This is a genomic window from Rhizobium vallis (genome assembly GCF_003985155.1).
Taxonomy (GTDB): Bacteria; Pseudomonadota; Alphaproteobacteria; order Rhizobiales; family Rhizobiaceae; genus Rhizobium; species Rhizobium vallis.
Genome location: NZ_ML133702.1, coordinates 12,838 through 31,101, shown reverse-complemented (window position 1 = coordinate 31,101; position 18,264 = coordinate 12,838). Strand labels below are relative to the sequence as shown.

The window sequence follows — 18,264 nt, the reverse complement described above, 5'->3', positions numbered from 1 at the left end:
CGGCGTCAGTCCTTCAGGTCGATGACGTCAAGCGGCTCTTTGCGGTCTCGCTCTGCCGGCTGGTGCTTCGATCTGAAAACGGCCAACCACGCCTTCCAGTGTCTGCGTCTGGCTGCCGAGCGCGCGGCAAGCGGAGACGGTTTCAACGGCCATGGCAGCGTTGCGTTGCGTGACCTCATCGAGCGCACTGACCGAAGCGTTGATTTCGCCGATCGTGGCTGCCTGCTCGGAGGACACGGAAGCGATGCGGGCGATGAGGGTGGAAACCTGCTCGACCTGTCCTTCGATTTCCATCAGCGCCTTGCCGGTCCGGTTGACGAGGTCCACCCCGGTCGAGACCTGGGTCGAGGAGGTGGAAATCAGAGCCCGGATCTCCTTGGCGGCGTTGGCCGAGCGCAAAGCGAGTTCGCGCACTTCCTGCGCCACGACAGCAAAACCCTTGCCGGCTTCGCCCGCACGCGCCGCTTCGACCCCGGCATTGAGCGCGAGAAGGTTGGTCTGGAAGGCAATTTCGTCGATGACGTTGACGATGTCGCCGATCCGGGCGGACGAGCCTTCGATCCTTTCCATGGCGGCGATCGCGTCGCGAACGACGGCTGCCGAATGTTCGGCGCTGGTGCGGGTCTCGGCCATCATCCCGGTTGCCTTGCCGGCATGATGGGAGGCGTCCTTGGTTTTGGCGTTCATCTCCTTGAGCGCGGTCGTGGCTTCTTCGAGCATCGCGGCTTGCTGCTCCGTGCGCGAGGCGAGACTATCGGCGGCGTTAGTGATGTCAGTCGAGGAATTGCCGACCTGTCTGGAGGTCCGGGCGATCTCGGCCATCGAGGCGGAAAGCGCGTTCATGCTGTCGTTGAACTTCGCGCGCAAGGCCTCGTAGGCGGCGGCGAATGGTGTCGTGATGCGGCAATCAAGATTGCCCTGCGACAATTGCTCCAGCCCATATGTAAGCTGGTCGATCACCGTTTCGCGTATCTGTTCCTCGGCTGCCTTTTCGGCCATCTGGCTGCGTTCGCGCTCGAATTCCGCGTCGCGAAGCGCTGTTTCGCGCTTCTGCGCGTCCTGACGTTCCAGCGCATTGCGGCGGAACACCGCCACGGCCTTTGACATGGCGCCGATCTCATCGGAACGGTTGGCATAAGGAACTTCGGTGGAAAAATCGCCTTCGGCAAGATTGCCCATATAGGCCTTCATGCCGTCGAGCGGCACGATTGCCCGGCGACGCAGGAGGTAGAGCCCGACGATCAGCAGTGCGACGGAGCCAAAACCGGCAGCACCCGCATAGATCGTCCAGCGCACGATTTCCGAAGCCGCGTTGCTCTCTTCATTTTTCATGAAGGCGTCGGAATTCGCGACAAGTTTCTCCACAGCATCCTGGTGCGTATGGAAGGCGACGCGCAACTGCTCGATCGCGCCGCGCGCCTTGTCTTCATTCTTTGCATTCAGGGCCGGGATGATCTCACGATTCATCACGTCCCAGAAGGCATCGCCCTTGGCCAGCACATCGTTTTCAAGCTCGTCCTTCAAAGCCTGCGGCAGCCGGGTGGTTTTCCAATAGGCGCGGCGGTCGTCATAAGCGGCTTTCAGATCTGCGATCTTCGCGAGATTGGTTTCGGTCAGTTCGGGAAATTTGCTCGCCTCGAAGGAGAGCATATAGGACTCGACGACGAAGAGCGGCGGCGGAAGAATATCGGCAACGAGATCCTTGCCGTAGACGACCTGTTCGTAAACCGGGCCGTTGACTTCTAGCCTTTCCAGCGCCGATTGCTGCAATCCGATCGAGATGAAAAGCCCGGTTGAAACGGCGACGCCGAACGCCACCAGACTACGGGCAATGGTAAATGCCAAGGCTGCCTCCAAATAACTTTTAGCACCTGTGCTTCAAGGTGCCTGATCTACGTACGCCACTATTTCACAGGGACACTTCAATATAGTTAATTTTCTAAGGCTCGCTCTTAACGAGAAAGTTTTTGATGCCTTTTCACATCAAATTCTCGTGTGAATACTACATTTGGGAACGCCAATATAACAAAAGCCAACTATCGCGTGATTAATAAGATCTTCGATGCCGGGATCGAAAGGCTCCAGACAGGATCGGGAGCTGGCGCAGGGGTTCATCGCCGGCAACATCAGCTGGGCCATCAATTTGCCAGCCGCTGGGAGGTGTCATCGTTACGCTGTCCGGTTGTGGTTGATTTTTTCGCAAAAACTGTACTAGAGGATGCGATGTCCTGCAGATGTCGAATTCTCGCTATGGGAATAGGAAGAGGCCGATGTGGCGGGAGAAATTGTCGTCATAAGCGTTCGATCGCTAGAGGGTAGGGATGAACGCATTGCGGAACTAATTGGTTCTATAAATTGAAATTGCAAATGCCACAGCTGAGGAAATCGTCCATCAGAAATCGTAATCTGCGTTCTCAGGTGGCCGGCATGCGTTTCGGCGGAGCGGCCTAGACCATCATGGATGTTATCGACGAGCCCTCAGATGAGCCGCGCAAAAGAGGCCGGCCCAAAGTCTCTAGTGACGAAGACAAGCGTGCGCACATCGTCGCCGTCGCCGGCCGTGTTTTCGTAAGATACGGCTATGCCGGAAGCACGACAGCGGTCGTTGCCGCCGAGGCGGGCGTTTCCAAACAGACGCTCTATAAGCTGTTTCAGAGCAAGGAAGAGCTGTTTGCCGCCGTGGTGGGTGCGCATCGGCGGCTGATGCTCGACCTGCCGAGGCCTGCCGAAGATATCCCGATCGCTGAAAGCCTCGAACGGATCTTCATGATCGACATGGACGAGGACATGGATGCCGATCGCGCCGGTTTCCTGCAAATCGTCTTTCGCGAAGCGGCGCAGTTTCCCGAGCTTATCGAGATCCTGCAGCGCGAAGGCATGCTGGCCAGCCGGCAGGAGCTTGCCGACTGGCTGAACGAGCGCCGGGCGGAAGGCAGGCTGTCGCTGGATGACCCGGCGAGCGGCGCCCGGATGTTGATGGATATGATCCTCGGGGCCATGGGCCCGCCGGAAGGACGCGCGCAGGCCTGGGCCAATCAGGCTGAACTGCTTGCCCACCTTCGCCGCTGCATCGCCATCTTCGCTGCAGGCGTCGGCGCCGCATAAGCGGCAAAGCTGCAATCCTTCAATTTCAGCTTCCCATTCCGCACCGGATGAATTATAGAACTATAGAGTTCTATTAAGTCGATTCGGCCGCATGAACGTGGCTGCGCTTCGCCATGACCGGCGACGATATCTCAGCAAAGATCAGAGGTTTACCCGTGGCTGCCCAGCAGGCTTTCGCGTGGTAGCGCCCTGCCTATCGGAAGGGGCAAACGTTGGTTTCCACCTATGTAAGCTATCTCGCGGTCGCGCGAATCTGAACGCCAGCCTTTCGAGCGTGGCCTCCCAGGCAACGGTTGCCCGCGACAGCGCCTATTACAAGGAGAACATCGGCAAGGTCACGACCGTCGACGAATTCATGGGCGACTACAAGCTCTATTCCTATGCCATGAAGGCCTACGGCCTTGAAGACATGACCTATGCCAAAGGCCTTGATGAAGAAGGTGCTGGAAAGCGACCTCAGCGATTCATCGAGCTTTGCCAACACTTTGAGCGACAGCCGCTATGCCGAGTTCGCCGCCGCCTTCAAATTCGCCGGCGAGACCAAGACCGCGCAATCGGACGCGCAGCGCGACAGCCTGTTCGACGCTTATGAGCGTTCTTTCGACACTGAGGCAGAAAACATCGAAAACGAGACGGATTATTTCGACGAGAATATCTCGTCGATCACCTCGGTCGACGATCTGCTCTCGAGTTCGAGACTGAAGAATTATGTGCTGACGGCTTTTGGCCTCAGCACCGACTATACCTCGACCAGCTTCCTGAAGAGCGTCCTGACGAGCGATGTCGACGACGCCGACAGCTTCGTCAACCAGCTCGACGACGATGTCTATGTCTGCCTGGCAAAGGCCTTCAACTTCAACGAGGATGGCTCGACCGACGGCGACGTGATGTCGGAAGACCAGCTCTCGCTTGTGACAAGCGCTTATGCGGTGGCCTCGTCGACGATCGCTTCCACGGAAACGGGGGAGGCCTATGACAGCTATTTCGCAGCGGAAATCGGAAACATCACCTCCGTCGACCAGTTGATGAGCGACGACAAGCTGGTTTCCTATCTGAGGACTGCCTATGGGCTCACCGATAGCGAAACCGACAACTTCATTTCCGCAGCACTGAAAAGCGCCGACCTCGCCGACGCGATCGGCCTGTCTGACCTGCACGACGCCTTCAATTTCGATGAGGACGGCGCGCTTGCCGATGGTGACACGGCCCAGACGTCGGAACAGACGGCCGCGACGACGGCCGCCTTCGATGAAGATTATCAGGTGCTGATCGCCAATACCGACACGCAAGACGCCGTCGACAACTATACGACACGCATCGCCAGCGTCACCTCGATCGACGATTTCCTGGTGTCGAACGCCGATGACGACGATGACGACAACGACGATCTTCCGGAATTGTGGGAAATGGCGCTGCGGGCCTATGACATAGACCCGGACAGTGTCTCGAGAAGCGAGGTCAGGAAAATTCTCGAAAGCGATCCTTCGGACTCGAAAAGCTATGTCAACAGCCTCGATGATGACCGGTTCTTCGCCTTTCGCAAAGCCTTCAACTTCGATGATAACGGCGATGTGACCGTTCCTTTGCAGGCCATGTCGGAATCGGTCGTCGATGACTACGCTGCCTATTACAAGCAGAACAAGATCCGATACCTCGAAGGCGACGAGCTGACGGAGGCGACCGACGCGGCCGATGACGAGATCACCTATTTCCGCGATCAGATGGCGACGATCACTTCTGCCAGCGAGTTTCTCGCCGATGACAGGCTGGTCGCCTTCGCGCTGGAGGCGAAGGGGCTCGATCCCGATGACGTCACCGCCGACCAGCTGAAAAGGATGTTCTCTTCCGACCTCGACGACGAAGACAGCTACGTTAACAAGCTGGAAGACAATCGTTTCGCCGAGCTCGTCGGTGCTTTCAATTTCGATCAGGACGGCAATATTTCGGATGATCCCACCGGGACGGTGCAGCAGCGCGGCGACGTGCTGGAAACGGTCGATGCCTATGTCCGCCTGACGCTCGAAGACGACCAGGGCGACAGCAATACCGGTGTGCGGCTCGCGCTCTATTTCGAACGCAAGGCGCCGGAGATTTCGAACGCCTACGACATTCTGGGCGACAGCGCGCTTTTCGAGTTCTTCACGACGAGCTTCAATCTCTCCAGCTACGTCTCCAACATGGACGTCGACAAGCAGGCCGAGATGATCGACAATTTCATCGACATCAAGGATCTCTCCGCCCCCGACAAGGTGCAGGATCTGATCAAGCGCTTTACCGCCATGTACGATATGGCAAACGGCACCGGCACCACCTCGAGCGCGCTTTCCATCCTGACCGGCTCGACCTCGATCAGCGCCGATACGCTGCTTGCAGTCGCGCAATTGAAGAGCGGGTGAGGGGCTGCTGCAGCGTCCCGCTGTCCGAGGCGTACCAGTTGCCAAGCTTTCACACCCGGCAAGCCGGTCTTGAAACGCCGTGCGTCCTCTCGAATGCACGGCGTCTCCAACAGTTTGAAATGCGCATCCTGCATTCCGAAAATCGATTTCGATTTCGGGCCGATGCGTTAGTCGTTCGCCGTCACCTTGACGCCAAGCACCGTGGGAATGGTGTTCGGCGCACCCATGGCCGCGCCCACGATCATCGGGAAGGGCACCGGCTTTTCAGGGGCGGCGCTGATCGTCAGGCTCTTCGGGCCGTCGAGGTAGGTATTGACGGCGGCCGAGATCTGGTTCTGCAGTTCCGGCAGGTTGAGCTGCGCCAGCATCACCGGCACGAGTCCCTTCAGCGATTGCGCGAGCTGGTCGCCGCTGACGCCCTGCTGCGAGCCGGCATAATCTAGAGCCTTCTTGGTGATCGATGCATCGTCGAAGCGCAGTTCGGCACTGTTGAACGTCAGCTGCTGCATCATGCCCAGCATGGCGAGGCCCATCGCCTGATTTGCCTCTTCCTTGTTCGGATTGGCTTCGGCGGTCTTGGCCGCTTCCTGCAGCGATTTGATGAAATTCAGCGTGTAACCGGAAAAGTCTACCGCGAGGTTCAGCCGGCCGACATTCTTGAAGTCGAAGGCATATTCGTCGATCGCGACCTTGCCGCTTTCGGTCTCCCAGCTGCCCTTCATCGTGACTGCGCCGTCTAGCGTCGTCAGCCCCAGCTTCTCGATCGCGTCTTTGGAGGCCGGCTCCTCGACCTGCGACAGGTCGATCTTGAGGCCGGCGACATTGGCGTCGTAGGTGAAGCCGCCATCCTCGCGCCCGAGATTCGACTCGGAGCTTTCGATCGAGAAGACATCCTTGCCGTTCATGTTGAAGGCGATCCGGCCGGTGCTGACGACCTCATAGAGCACGATGTCGTCGAGCGTCGCTCCGGCGGCATTGGCGGGGATGGTCAGACCCTGGACCTGCAAATCCTTGGCGGAAAACTCACCACCCTCCTGCTTCACGTCGACATCTGGGAAGGCGACCGACTTGGCGTAATACCCGCCGCCTTCGGTCTCCTTCACGCCCTCGAAGGTGATCTCGCCGATCTTCATCTTATCGCCAGGCAGGCTCGCAAGTCCGACCTCGACGCCTGATGCCGTGACCGTGTCGCCATCGACATCAGCCTTCTCGAAGGTGATGACCGTACCGCCGGCGCCGGTGGCCGCAGCAAGCTTCTTCATCATATCGGCGCCATCAAGGGCAAAGGCCGGGCCGCCTAGCGTCAGGAACGCAGCACTTGCCGCCAGGAGATTGAGATTGCGGATGTGTTTCATCGAAAGATCCTTGTGGAGAAATGGATGCGAGAAGCAGGAACACAGGCCTTGTGCTGCGGCATCATCCTGCTGGCTTAATTCTGGGCGACGAGATTGAGAGCCGAACGCTGGGGCCGAAGACCTGTCGTCATGCGGCCGCGGGAAGGGCGGCGTCTCATTCGTATATCTCCGCGAATCTTGCAACCATTTGCATATAGATTTCCGGATCGGATTCAATCACCTCGCAGCCGTTTGCATCGAGCCCGGCCGCCGTAGCAGGCTCTTCCCCATCGATCTGGTTTAAGCGGGGTTAACGAGGCTTTGGCGACGGCGACGATGACCGGCGAAACCGTTGCAGGCCTCGGCCGGCGGACGCTGGTGCGAACTGAGCAGCAATGCGTTCAACATCGCATGAAAAATTGCAGCATTGTTGGAAATGTTGTATTTTACAACAAATACAGCAACAGGGAAACTACATGCCTAAGTCAAGCGGTTCCTATTCAACCAGCGATCTCTCGCGTAAGTCTGGCGACATCATCGCCGAGGCCCTGCGCCATCCAGTGACCATCACCCAGCGGAATAAACCCCGATTGGTCCTGCTCAATATCGAAGACTACCAGCGGCTGATGAAGCAGTCGGATCGGCGCACCGTCGGGACAATCGAAACGATGTCAGATGAATTCTTTGCCGAGTTCGAAAATGCCGTCGAGGTCTATGCCGACGAGGACGAGACTGGCCGGTGAACTATGAGCTGATCCAGACCGCAAGCGTCATACGCTATCCGTATCTATGGGCGAGAGAGGCCGGGCGTGGAGAGACGGAAGGACGCAAGGAACGGCCGGTCGCCGTCGGCGTCAGAATGCCGCGACCGGACGGTGATCTGGTTCTCTTCTTCCCCATCACCACCAAGCAGCCGGAGGCGTCGCGGTTTGCCGTGGAAGTGCCGGCTATCGAAAAGCGCCGCGCCGGCCTCGATGCCGATCGCAGGCTCTGGATCATCTTCGACGAGTTCAACACCGACATCGTCGGGAACTCGTTCTATCTCGAACCTGAGCCGCCAATCGGCCGCTTCAGCAAGGCCTTCTTCCTGCCGCTTCTGCGTGAATTCATCAGTCGCCGCAAGTCGGCCACGGAAGTCAGCCGGACCCGCTGAGCGGGCCCCGAGAATTTGGACTAGCGTTTGCGCACGAACTCGGTGCGCAGAACGAGACCCTTGATTCCGTCATGGCGGCAATCGATCTCCTCGGGATTATCGGTGAGGCGGATCGACCTGATGACGGTGCCCTGTTTCAGCGTCTGGCCGGCTCCCTTGACCTTCAAATCCTTGATGACGGTGACGGAGTCGCCATCGGCAAGGACATTGCCGCTTGCGTCCCGAACGACCGCCTCATTGCCGGCGGCTGCTGCCACCTCCGAAGCCGGACGCCATTCGCCTGTCACTTCGTCATAGATGTATTCGTCGTCGTCAGCGGCCATGCTCGTCTCGATTCCCTAGAAGTCCTTTGGCGCCTCTCGTGCGGGAGCTGCGTGCAAAGGCGCTTATCGCAGACGTTCGTCCATGGCAACTCGGGTGGCGCTCCTCGGTGCCAAACTCAAAACGGCATTCTCACATTAACTGCCGTGTCTCGAATTTGGTGTCGAGGTATCCTCTTGAAATCGTTGCAGACAGAATCTGATGATTAAATGCAAAGGGACCTCAGCCTCAAACGCAAGTCCAGGTCAAAAGCGTTGCGAAACTGAAACACCTCTGGCGCCTTGCAGCGGTTCAGGGCATCCTATGATGGCTGAAAATTGTGTTTATCGCAGTTGGAGGAATGCCGATGCGCTGCTTTACCGTGCTTGGACCCTCGCAGACCGGAAAATCAACAGTCGTGGAAAAGCTCGGCTCGCTGGAGGGGGCGCCGAGAAAATCCAGCTCCCCTTATGGATTGAACCTCACAGAATTCACCTTTGGAAACGAGGCGTGGTGTGCTCTGGATGCGCCAGGACCCAACGAGGCGTTGGCGCATGCACAGCACGCGCTTCTTGCCAGCGACGCCTGCATCCTGTGCGTTTCATCGGCACCCGAGGAGGCTGTGCTCGCCGCGCCCTATCTGCGGATAGTCGAAGCCTCGGGGACGCCGTGCATCCTCTTCGTCAACCGAATGGATGAACCGAGAGGGCGGCTGAGGGACGTGATCGCTGCGCTTCAAGACTACGCCAACCACACGCTTTTGCTTCGCCAGATCCCGATCCGCGAGGGTGACAGGATCATAGGCAGTTGTGATCTGATTTCCGAACGGGCGTGGCGATACCGGGAAGGTCAGACCTCGGCGCTGATCGCAATCCCCGAAAATACCGCCGAGCGCGAGCATGAAGCGCGCACCGAGCTGCTGGAACATCTCTCCGAATTCGACGATTGGCTTCTCGAGGAATTGATCGAAGATCGCGAGCCGCCCAGCGACGCGCTTTATGCCATCTCGTCGCGGGTTCTCAGGGAAAACAGGATTATTCCAGTCCTGATCGGTGCCGCAAGTCACGGCAACGGCATGATGAGACTGATGAAGGCGCTGCGCCACGAGGCGCCGCCGGTGGGGGTTCTTCGACAGCGCCTGGCTCGTGCGGGCAATGTCGATGAAAACAAGCTGACTGCCGTGAGCTTCCATGCCTATCATCGCCAGAATGTCGGTAAGACAGTGCTCGTGCGCGCGCTTGGCGAGGGACTGCGGCAGGGCGCATCACTGGGCGGCTCCAGCCTCGGCGCCGTACAGCATCTTGCAAACGGGCGGTCCAATTCGGCGGTTGTGCCTGCGTCGGGGGATGTGTTTGCGACGGTCAAGTCGGACCACTTGCCCGTCCCTTCGCTGTTGACATCAAACGCGGTGGCCGCCCCGCCTGAATGGACGGAGCCACCCACGCCGATGCTTGAAAGGATCCTAGTCCCAGGCAGCGAGCGCGATGAAAACAAGCTCTCCGAAACGCTGGCAAAACTTTCCGAGACGGATCGCGGCCTAACGGTCTTGCAGGAGGAAAGCACCGGCGCCCAGCTCGTGCGCGCCCAGGGGCCGGTGCACCTGCGCGATCTCTGCCGAACCCTGTCCGACGTGTTTCACATCGACGTAACCGATCGACCGCCCACGCCGATCTACCGCGAGACAATTGCGAAACCATCTGAGGTTCATTACCGTCACCGCAAACAGACCGGCGGTGCCGGACAGTTCGCGGATGTTAAGCTGAGCATTCGCCCCAATGAGCGCGGCCGGGGCTTCACCTTTAGCGAAACCGTCAAGGGTGGCGTCGTTCCGCGCAACTACATCCCGGCTGTCGAAGCAGGCGCGCGCGAAGCGATGGAGAAAGGGCCGCTAGGCTTCCAGGTCATCGATGTCGGCGTAACGCTGTACGATGGTCAACACCATGCCGTCGACAGTTCGGAACACGCCTTCCGGACTGCGTCGAAAATGGGAGTGCGACAGGCGCTTTCCGAAGGGTCGGCCGTTTTAATGCAACCGGTCTTCCGCAGCGAAATTCACATTCCGTCGATCTATTCCGGCAGCCTCGTCCAGATCGTCTCCGCTCTCAAGGGTCAGGTTCTCGGCTTCGACCGGGATGAAACCGCTAAGGGATGGGACATCTTCCGGGCACTCATTCCGGGCGGCGCACTTGACGATCTGGCGCGGGCGCTGCGCTCGGCAACACAAGGCATTGGTTACTTTTCCAAGACCTTCGATCACTTCGAGGAGCTATACGGCAAGGAAGCGGACGCCATCGTGAGGGCACACGAGGAACCAGGCGTCGCACACTGAAACGCTCGCGCCACTTCATGCTTGTTCGCAGAATGGGGCTCATGTCGCTTGGCAGTTAACCGTGAGTCGCACTTCATCCTGAACATCAGCAGGCGCTTCTCCTCCAGAAGCCGTCGCTGCAGCAGCATATCCTTGACCAGAAGGTAGGGCGTGGTGGCGAGCAGATCGACATAATGTGCGACGGGCCAATCCTGTAGGGACGGTCGAACTCACCTCCGAATTGTGGTCCTTTCGCCTATCTCGGCTCAACGGTCAAAACCATTGGCATGGCCCAGGTAGCCTGAGAAATCGGCCAGCGCAGCAATTTGACGTTATCGTCGTCGACCTGCGCTTCCCATCGCGCATAGAACTTTTGGCTATACCCGTTCAACCGGACGCTCCGGCATGCGATGGGACCGCCATCGAGGTTGAGGGCGATCTTGAGATCCAGTGGCGACGCCTTGAGAAAGTCCGCCAACCGGTCGAGGGAAAAGAACGCCTCCTTTGTCGTGCCGATCACAATGCGGCCTGCGCCGTCCTTGGCCACAAAGGTCCGATTGGCTAGCCAGCGGCTTTTCACGTTCACGTGGGTCTGGCCATCGTCACCGATCAGAAGCGGATATGAAACCATGGAATTTGTCGCTCCGGCAAAGGCGCTCTGCCAATCCTGATGGGTCAGGTCACGGATGTCGGCTGAGTTTGCATCCGCAATGAAGGCGCCAGCCTTTGCATCATACTGCTGGGGACCCAGCGCTACACCCTCACCGATGAAGGGTGTGTCCGGCCGGCCATGTGTGTCGTAATAGCTGCCATTGACGATCAGCACGGCCTTCGGCAAAGCATGTTCCCATTCGTCGATACCCGTATCACCCTTTGGTGCGTTATGGACGACGAAGCGGAAGCGCGCCGGGTCAATCCGGCTGAGAAAAATCCGGTCGACCTCGCGTCCATCGGCAAGCACTGGCAGTTCTGCTACTTCGAAGCCGGGCTCAGGCTGCTGCCAGACTAGCGGCCCCGGCTGCACGGTCGGGACTGGGCTCTTTAGCGCCAATTGCATGGAGGCAGATAGCCGCTCGTCGTCAGGCTTCACAGTGATCCAATAGGTTCCGCCGCGTCGCAATATGCTGTTGAAACCGTAAGCGCCCGCAATCTGCCAGAGCCATCCCGCACCAATGACAATCGCGATGACCAATGCTGCGGCTATTCCGTAGAGGAGCTTGCGAACGACCGACATCAAAAGTTCTCTCTAATCCATATAGTTAGGTTAGGTATGCGACGTGACGCATGTGCTGCGCACATGCGATTTCAAGTGAGGCTTTTCTACGACGATCATATAAGCCGAGGGCGGCGCCCGATGAGATGGCCTGCGTTACCGCCGCCGGCGCCCCTCGCGGGCGCTCGTGAAGAATGTCGAGCAAACCGCCTGTTCCGTCGCATCCCCTCAGAAACAAGTTTTGATCTCCGGCCCTCTGAGGTATTCATCACAGATCCAAAAGCGCGTGTTCTGCTTCGACGCGTCAATCCCCGGAGTTGCATCATGAAAATTGCGCCGCAGCAGCGGATCTATGTCTGCTTCTTTCTCTTCGCCGTGTCGCTGGGGGCGCTGCTGTCGAGGATGCCGGATTTGCAGGTTGCGCTTGGCGTCGATAAGTCCGAGCTTGGGTTGACGTTGATAGGGTCTGCGATCGGCGCCTTGATTTCGTTGACTTTCTCTTCGCCATTGATCGCCCGGCTCGGCGCGCGGACGACGGCGTTCATTACAGTTCTCGGCACATCTGCGCTGCTGTCGCTGGTGCCATGGATCGGTGCTGCGCCGGTCGTATTCTGTTTGTTTTTCGCCGAGGGGCTGCTCGCCGGGGCGCTGGAGATCAATCTCAATGTCGAGATCGACCGCATCGAAGCACAACTGGGACGCGGCGTGATGAACAGGGCTCATGGTTTCTGGAGCCTCGGCTTCTTCGTCACGGCGCTTGTCTCCTCGGTCGTCCGCCAAGCCGGTATTTCGATGCAGCTACATCTCGCCGTGACCTTCGTCGCGGTCCTCTTCATCGGCATCTGGGCGATCGCCGGCATGCGCAATGCGCCGGCGCGGATCACGTTGGAGGAAGGCAAGGCGCCGCCGATAGCGCTTCCTACCTGGGGGCTGATGCCGCTCTGCGTCATCGGCATCGCCGCCTTTCTCGTCGAAGGTGCGGGGATCGACTGGTCGGCGATCTATATGCGCGATGTGTTTGCAGTCGAGCCCTTCATCGGTGGACTGGGATTGACACTCTTTACCTTTTGCATGGCGCTGGCGCGCCTGTTCGTCGATCCGCTGGTCGATCGGTTTGGCGCGCGGGCCGTCGCCACGATGCTGCTTGTGCTTTCGGCGATCGGCACCTGCGCCGTCTGGGGCGCACCGCATGCCTATGTCGCACTGGCGGGCTTCGCCTTGATGGGCGCCGGCTGCAGCGCGGTCTATCCCCTCGCCGTCTCGGCAGCGGCCCAGCGCACTGATCGCGCGGCCTATCTCAACGTCGCCGCTCTCGGCCAGATGACCTTCGTCGTCTTCTTCCTGGCGCCGCCGCTGCTCGGTTTCATTGCCGAACATGCAGGCATCAGGACCTCCTATCTCGTCTGCCTTCCGCTGATCATCTACGCACTCTTTTCGGTCAAGGCGCTTGCCACGCGCCGGGCTGCCGGCGGCGCTAGCGTTGCGACTGTTCAGAGCGTCAACGGATGACGGATTGCCAGCAGAGGGTTAGCCAATTCGGCTACGCCGACCGCATTGGCTGTGGTTTACCGGTCTGACCAACCCGGTGTCAGCCGGGCGACGCAGCGACGGTCGACCGGCTATTCAAAGGCAATGAGGCTTGCCGGAGTTGGCGGCATCGGTTTGACCGTAACGCCGGAAAGTCCGGCCAGTCTTGCCATCTCAGTCAACTCACTTTGCGTATAAGCCTGGCCCGCCGGTGTGCCGGCGAGCATCTCCCAGGAGAAGGCCGCGGGAAAAGGCGGCGAAACGCCATCTTCGTTCGGCACGAAATCGACCGCGACGATCCGGCCATCCCTTGCAAGGCTCGCGATGATCTTTCGCAAAAGCTCAGCACATGTCGGCACATCGAAGTGGTGCAGAAAATTTGGAAGCAGCACAAGATCATACCCCGTGCCCCAATCCACATCAAAGGCACTGCCGGCGATCGTCCGGTACCGGTCGGCCACGCCGGCCTTTTCCGCATTCTGCCTCGATAGTTCCAATACGGCGGCCCAGTCGACGGCTGCGATTTCCGCCGATGGAAAGACCTTGGCAATTTCGATTCCGAAAACGCCTGGACCTGCCGCGATGTCCAAGACCTTTTTGGGAGACCTCGGCCAGCCGGAGATTTCGCCAGCCAGTATCTTGGCGCTGAGCCCGGTAAAGGAGCCCATGCCGCGGGCAAACTTCAACCAGACGGGGTTGTCTGCCGACATGTTGGCAAGCCCGGACGAACCGCCGTTTCGCACGATGGCGGCCGGATCGCGCAGAAAATTATCCAGTATTTCGGGTGCGGCGACGAACTCGACGGCAGAACCCATATAGGCCGGCGAATTGCGATCGAGGAACATTCTGGTCGAAGGCGTCATTCGGTACTGTCCGCTCTCCTTTGTCAGGAAACCATGGACCACAAGGTAGTCGCACAGGATGCGCACCCCGCGCTCCGAGGCGCTTGTCGCCGCCGCCAACAACGCTGCCGTTCTGCCTTCGCCGATATGAGTAAAGAGATCGAGCTCGATGGCCGCCCTCATCGCCGCCGTCTTTCGGCAGGCAAACAGTGCATCGACCACGAGTTCGGGCGACACGACGCCGGCATGGGCGTCCTCGACAATTGTTTCCATGGGATCCCCCAGAGCCTTCGACTGATCTTGCCTGGCAGCGCCAGCCGCCGAGATTATGCGTACATTCACATATTCTACAATACGTACCGCGCTAACCCTATCGGGTGCCTCCGCGTTAAAGACCGCGCTGTGCGCCGGCCGCCCCCTTTGCGCGAAATTCCGCCAACTATTCACGCCTCAATGCTGCAATCACCGGTGAGCGGGCAATCGGATAGTTGACTCGAATACTCAAGGAATATAGGCGCTTGGTTTTCTAGCCATAATCCGACGCGCGTGACCATGCTTCTGACCGACATCGTTTCCGAAATCGCTCGCACCGAGGATCGCCCGGCGCTTCTTTTCGGCGGCGGGCGGAGCCTTTCCTATGCGGAACTCGACGAGCAAATGCGACGCTTCGCAAACCGGCTGGGCCATGGGGAAAAGCGGCTCGTGGCTATCGCTGCGGAAGCCTCGGAGCATGCCACCGTTGCCTATCTCGCGGCATTGCGCTCAGGACACGCGGTCGCCATGCTGCCGCCCTGCGATGAGAGGATCTGGGATGATTTTATCGACGCCTTCCAGCCGGATTTCACCTTCCGTCGCGCCGATGGCCGCTGGCGGCTGATCGAGGACATCCGGCCCGGAAAGGACAGACCGGCGATCCATCCTGATCTCGCGCTCTTGCTCATGACATCGGGCAGTTCGGGCGCTGCCAAGGCAGTGCGCCTTTCCCGTGCCAATCTCGACGCCAATTCACGTTCGATCGCCGCCTATCTCGAACTCTCGTCCAGCGATCGCGCCGCCTTGGTCCTGCCTCTGCATTATTCCTACGGGCTGTCGGTGCTCAACTCGCATCTCATTGCGGGCGGCAGTATATTCTTTCCCGGCACCTCCGTGACGGACGGCGATTTCGTCCGCATCATCGATGAGAACGGCTGCACAAATCTCTCCGGCGTACCCTACTCCTATGAACTGCTGGAAAGGTCTGACTTTCGCACCTCGCAAACGAGGGCGCTGCGTCTCATGACGGTCGCGGGCGGCAAGCTCGACTCTGATCTGATCCGCCTTTACCGGGACCATATGCGTGCGCAAGGCGGCCGCTTCTTCGTCATGTACGGCCAGACCGAGGCGACGGCGCGCATTGCCTTCGTTCCGCCGGAAAGCCTGTCCGACGAGGAGCAGCGCATCGGCATATCAATACCGGGGGGCAGCCTCACCCTCGCCGATGACGAAGGCAGGCCGATTAGCCAATCAGGCATCGCCGGAGAACTCGTCTACCGCGGCCCGAACGTGATGATGGGCTACGGCAGGGAGCGCGGCGATCTTGCCCGAGGCGCCGAGATCGAGGCGCTGAGCACCGGCGACATTGCCGTGCGGGATGAACAGGGCTTCTTCCGCATCGTCGGGCGAAAGAGCCGCTTTGCCAAGATCGCGGGCCTCAGGATCGGCTTCGACGTCATGGAACAGGCGCTGCTGCGCGAGGGCATTACGGCGGCAGTCCTCGGTGACGATGCGGGGCTGCGGGTCTACGTGGTCGATGCAGGCTGTTTGAAGCGTGCGCGGGCCGTCGTCGCTGAGGCAAGCGGTCTTCCGGCCAATCTGATTTCCGCGACGGCGCGCGACAGTCTTCCAAGGCTTGCTTCCGGCAAGATCGATTATGCCTGTCTCCGGGAGGAGACGCGGAAAGGGCGGGCGGAATTGCGCATGGCGTCGGGCACGGTGCTGGATGCCTATGCCCGCGTATTCTATCCCCTCGCCGTCAGCCGCAAGGACAGTTTCATCTCGCTCGGCGGAGATTCACTGCGTTTCCTGCAGTTGGTCATGGAGCTCGAAAGCCTGGGCGTTGCTGTTCCCGACGGTTGGGAACGCATGACGATCGCCGAGCTTGGCACGCGCCATCCGACGACGTTTCCGGCGAAGCGCCAAGGAGCAAGCGGGGTGCCGATCGACCTGGTGCTCAGAGCAGTCGCAATCCTGCTGGTGGTGATACAGCACGAGACCTTCTGGCCTATTCCCGGCGGCTCCGGCGTGATGATGCTGCTGGTCGGCTTTAGCCTGGCGCGCTTTCAATCAGGTCATTTGTTCGCCGGCCGGCTTGGCCTGGCGCTGAGACCGGCAATCAACGTCCTGATCCCATATTTCCTGATCGTCGCCGCCTATGCGGTCGCCTGGCGGGCGGTGCCATGGGCTTCGGTCACGCTGACCGGCAATTTCGGCTATGCCGAGCCGGAGCGCCACGAGATGATCCCCTATCTCTATTGGTTCATCGAAGCCTATGCGCAAATTCTTCTCGCCTTCGCGCTCATCTTTGCCCTGCCGGCCGCACGCAGGCTCGCGCTGGCGCGGCCCTTCGCCTTCTCGCTCGGCCTGTTGGGTCTTGCCGTCGTCGCGCGCTTTTCGCTGCCGCATTTCATCGAGATTGGCGGGCGTCAGATCTTCGCGACCTATTGGGTTTTTCACCTCTGCGTTTTCGGCTGGTGCGCAGGCTTTGCCGATCGGCCGGCAAAGAGGCTAGTTTTGATGGCGTCGGCCGCACTGGTCCTCGGCTACCTCGCCTTCTGGGAGGCCGTCTGGATCGGAACGACGGTCAAGTATTTGACGATCTTTGCAGCGCTCCTTGCCCTTGTTTATATCAAGCGCATCCGGTTGCCGGCCGAGATGGGGCGTCTCGTGACGCTGATCGCGACATCAGCCTTTCCAATCTACCTGTTGCACCGTTTCGTCCCGGAATTGCTGATGGCGCCTGCGGCGGGCATTCTTCCCCCTGCCGCCTTTCATCTCGTGGCGATCGCGGGCGGTGTCGTGGCCGGTATCGCCGCCAACCACGCGCTGGCTCGACTTCGCAATCTGCTCGGCAATCTTTCGGTTGGACGCCGCTTGGAGTTAGCGCTGCCGATCGGCTCAAATTGATGTTGGGAAGCGATCGGCATGCGGTGATGACAGAGGCGGCCGTCGGCGGGAAGGCAATTCAGCCGAGCGCGTGACCGGCCGGATATTTTCAGCCGATCCAGTATAGCAGCGCACATTGCGCCTAATCCATGATGTGGTAGCCGCCGTCGATATAGATCGTGTCGCCGGTCATCGACCGTGCAGCGTCATGCGCCAGAAAAGCTGTCGCCATGCCGACATCGTCGATCGACACCAGGCTGCGTGTCGGCGCCCTTTCCTCGGCCTTGCTGAGCAGATCGTCGAATTCCGGGATGCCGGAGGCAGCCCGTGTCGCCAGCGGTCCGGGCGAGATGGCATGCACCCGAATGCCTTTCGGCCCGAGTTCGGCGGCGATGTAGCGCACGGCGCTTTCGAGTGCCGCCTTGGCGACTCCCATGACGTTGTAGTTCTTCACCACCATCTGGCTGCCGTAATAGGTCATGGTGAAGAGAGTGCCGCCGCGTTTCATCAACGGCTCGGCGAGTTGCGCCATGCGGATGAAGGACCAGCAGGAAATGTCCATCGTCTTCAGGAAGCCGTCGCGCTGCACATCGACGACACGGCCCTGCAGCGTGTCCTTGGGCGAAAAGGCGATCGAATGGACGAGGAAATCCAGCTCGCCCCAGTGTTCCCCAATGCGATCGAAGACCAACTCCAGCTGTCCCGGCATCGATACGTCGAGCGGCATGAAGATCGGCGCTTCCAGGGCGTCGGCCAGCGGCTCGACATAGGGCTTGGCCTTATCGTTGAGATAGGTCACCGCGAGTTCCGCGCCGAGCGCACGGAAGGCTCTGGCGCAGCCCCAGGCGATCGACTGGTCATTGGCGATGCCAACCACCAGCCCGCGTTTACCTTCAAGAAGTTTGGCCTTCACATCAGGGATTATCATCAGCCCCTCTCTTCGGT

General features: G+C 59.6%; 12 protein-coding genes and 2 pseudogenes. 7 read left to right on the top strand and 7 right to left on the bottom strand.

Translation table 11 applies throughout. The annotated features are described in order from the left end of the window. Nucleotides 1–27: 27 nt before the first annotated feature. Nucleotides 28–1,845: a methyl-accepting chemotaxis protein gene (locus EFQ99_RS31130; RefSeq protein WP_126924899.1), complete on the bottom strand. Its 1,818-nt coding sequence runs from the start codon at nucleotides 1,843–1,845 to the stop codon at nucleotides 28–30. Nucleotides 1,846–2,457: 612 nt separating this feature from the next. Between EFQ99_RS31130 and EFQ99_RS31125 the strand changes: the two genes are divergently transcribed. Both EFQ99_RS31125 and EFQ99_RS31120 read left to right on the top strand, forming a co-directional pair. Continuing rightward, nucleotides 2,458–3,105, top strand: a complete 648-nt coding sequence (locus EFQ99_RS31125) for a TetR/AcrR family transcriptional regulator (protein ID WP_126924898.1) — start codon at nucleotides 2,458–2,460, stop codon at nucleotides 3,103–3,105. Between the two features lie 212 nt (nucleotides 3,106–3,317). Continuing rightward, a pseudogene (locus tag EFQ99_RS31120) lies at nucleotides 3,318–5,501 on the top strand (DUF1217 domain-containing protein). A 167-nt stretch (nucleotides 5,502–5,668) separates the two neighbouring features. On the opposite strand, the gene EFQ99_RS31115 reads toward EFQ99_RS31120, so the two are convergent. Further along, nucleotides 5,669–6,856 carry a hypothetical protein gene (locus EFQ99_RS31115; RefSeq protein ID WP_126924897.1) on the bottom strand — a complete coding sequence of 396 codons (1,188 nt, stop codon included), beginning with the start codon at nucleotides 6,854–6,856 and terminating at the stop codon, nucleotides 5,669–5,671. Between the two features lie 455 nt (nucleotides 6,857–7,311). Between EFQ99_RS31115 and EFQ99_RS31110 the strand changes: the two genes are divergently transcribed. Next, entirely contained in the window at nucleotides 7,312–7,578 is a 267-nt protein-coding gene (locus EFQ99_RS31110) for a type II toxin-antitoxin system prevent-host-death family antitoxin (RefSeq protein ID WP_126924896.1), read from the top strand. Continuing rightward, nucleotides 7,575–7,988, top strand: coding sequence for a hypothetical protein (locus tag EFQ99_RS31105; protein ID WP_126924895.1), 414 nt, complete (start codon nucleotides 7,575–7,577; stop codon nucleotides 7,986–7,988). The genes EFQ99_RS31110 and EFQ99_RS31105 overlap by 4 nt, the downstream gene beginning before the upstream one ends. A gap of 20 nt (nucleotides 7,989–8,008) precedes the next feature. Here EFQ99_RS31105 and EFQ99_RS31100 read toward each other — a convergent pair whose 3' ends face one another. Next, entirely contained in the window at nucleotides 8,009–8,311 is a 303-nt protein-coding gene (locus EFQ99_RS31100; RefSeq protein WP_126924894.1) for a zinc ribbon domain-containing protein YjdM, read from the bottom strand. Between the two features lie 344 nt (nucleotides 8,312–8,655). Between EFQ99_RS31100 and EFQ99_RS31095 the strand changes: the two genes are divergently transcribed. Beyond that, nucleotides 8,656–10,617 carry an elongation factor G gene (locus EFQ99_RS31095; RefSeq protein ID WP_126924893.1) on the top strand — a complete coding sequence of 654 codons (1,962 nt, stop codon included), beginning with the start codon at nucleotides 8,656–8,658 and terminating at the stop codon, nucleotides 10,615–10,617. A gap of 71 nt (nucleotides 10,618–10,688) precedes the next feature. Here the strand turns inward: EFQ99_RS31095 and EFQ99_RS36350 are convergent. Both EFQ99_RS36350 and EFQ99_RS31085 read right to left on the bottom strand, forming a co-directional pair. Then, nucleotides 10,689–10,811: pseudogene (locus tag EFQ99_RS36350) on the bottom strand (helix-turn-helix domain-containing protein); the annotation flags it as partial. A gap of 41 nt (nucleotides 10,812–10,852) precedes the next feature. Then, nucleotides 10,853–11,830 carry a phosphodiester glycosidase family protein gene (locus tag EFQ99_RS31085; protein ID WP_126924892.1) on the bottom strand — a complete coding sequence of 326 codons (978 nt, stop codon included), beginning with the start codon at nucleotides 11,828–11,830 and terminating at the stop codon, nucleotides 10,853–10,855. A gap of 303 nt (nucleotides 11,831–12,133) precedes the next feature. Between EFQ99_RS31085 and EFQ99_RS31080 the strand changes: the two genes are divergently transcribed. Further along, nucleotides 12,134–13,318 (top strand): MFS transporter, encoded by a 1,185-nt coding sequence (locus EFQ99_RS31080; protein ID WP_126924891.1) that lies wholly within the window; start codon nucleotides 12,134–12,136, stop codon nucleotides 13,316–13,318. A gap of 110 nt (nucleotides 13,319–13,428) precedes the next feature. Here EFQ99_RS31080 and EFQ99_RS31075 read toward each other — a convergent pair whose 3' ends face one another. Beyond that, a complete protein-coding gene (locus tag EFQ99_RS31075) occupies nucleotides 13,429–14,451 on the bottom strand; it encodes a class I SAM-dependent methyltransferase (RefSeq protein WP_126924890.1) in 1,023 nt (340 codons plus the stop codon). Nucleotides 14,452–14,730: 279 nt separating this feature from the next. Here EFQ99_RS31075 and EFQ99_RS31070 point away from each other — a divergent pair, with 279 nt between their 5' ends. Then, nucleotides 14,731–17,340 (top strand): AMP-binding protein, encoded by a 2,610-nt coding sequence (locus EFQ99_RS31070; RefSeq protein ID WP_126924889.1) that lies wholly within the window; start codon nucleotides 14,731–14,733, stop codon nucleotides 17,338–17,340. Between the two features lie 121 nt (nucleotides 17,341–17,461). On the opposite strand, the gene fabI is transcribed toward EFQ99_RS31070, so the two are convergent. Continuing rightward, nucleotides 17,462–18,247: an enoyl-ACP reductase FabI gene (gene fabI / locus EFQ99_RS31065; protein WP_126924888.1), complete on the bottom strand. Its 786-nt coding sequence runs from the start codon at nucleotides 18,245–18,247 to the stop codon at nucleotides 17,462–17,464. Between the last annotated feature and the right edge of the window lie 17 nt (nucleotides 18,248–18,264).

Bases quoted from the DNA above. Each gene is read 5' to 3' on its own strand.
- EFQ99_RS31125 (WP_126924898.1), top strand. From the start codon at position 2,458: ATGGATGTTATCGACGAGCCCTCAGATGAGCCGCGCAAAAGAGGCCGG.
- EFQ99_RS31115 (WP_126924897.1), bottom strand. From the start codon at position 6,856: ATGAAACACATCCGCAATCTCAATCTCCTGGCGGCAAGTGCTGCGTTC.
- EFQ99_RS31110 (WP_126924896.1), top strand. From the start codon at position 7,312: ATGCCTAAGTCAAGCGGTTCCTATTCAACCAGCGATCTCTCGCGTAAG.
- EFQ99_RS31100 (WP_126924894.1), bottom strand. From the start codon at position 8,311: ATGGCCGCTGACGACGACGAATACATCTATGACGAAGTGACAGGCGAA.
- EFQ99_RS31095 (WP_126924893.1), top strand. From the start codon at position 8,656: ATGCGCTGCTTTACCGTGCTTGGACCCTCGCAGACCGGAAAATCAACA.
- EFQ99_RS31085 (WP_126924892.1), bottom strand. From the start codon at position 11,830: ATGTCGGTCGTTCGCAAGCTCCTCTACGGAATAGCCGCAGCATTGGTC.
- EFQ99_RS31080 (WP_126924891.1), top strand. From the start codon at position 12,134: ATGAAAATTGCGCCGCAGCAGCGGATCTATGTCTGCTTCTTTCTCTTC.
- EFQ99_RS31075 (WP_126924890.1), bottom strand. From the start codon at position 14,451: ATGGAAACAATTGTCGAGGACGCCCATGCCGGCGTCGTGTCGCCCGAA.
- EFQ99_RS31070 (WP_126924889.1), top strand. From the start codon at position 14,731: ATGCTTCTGACCGACATCGTTTCCGAAATCGCTCGCACCGAGGATCGC.
- fabI (WP_126924888.1), bottom strand. From the start codon at position 18,247: ATGATAATCCCTGATGTGAAGGCCAAACTTCTTGAAGGTAAACGCGGG.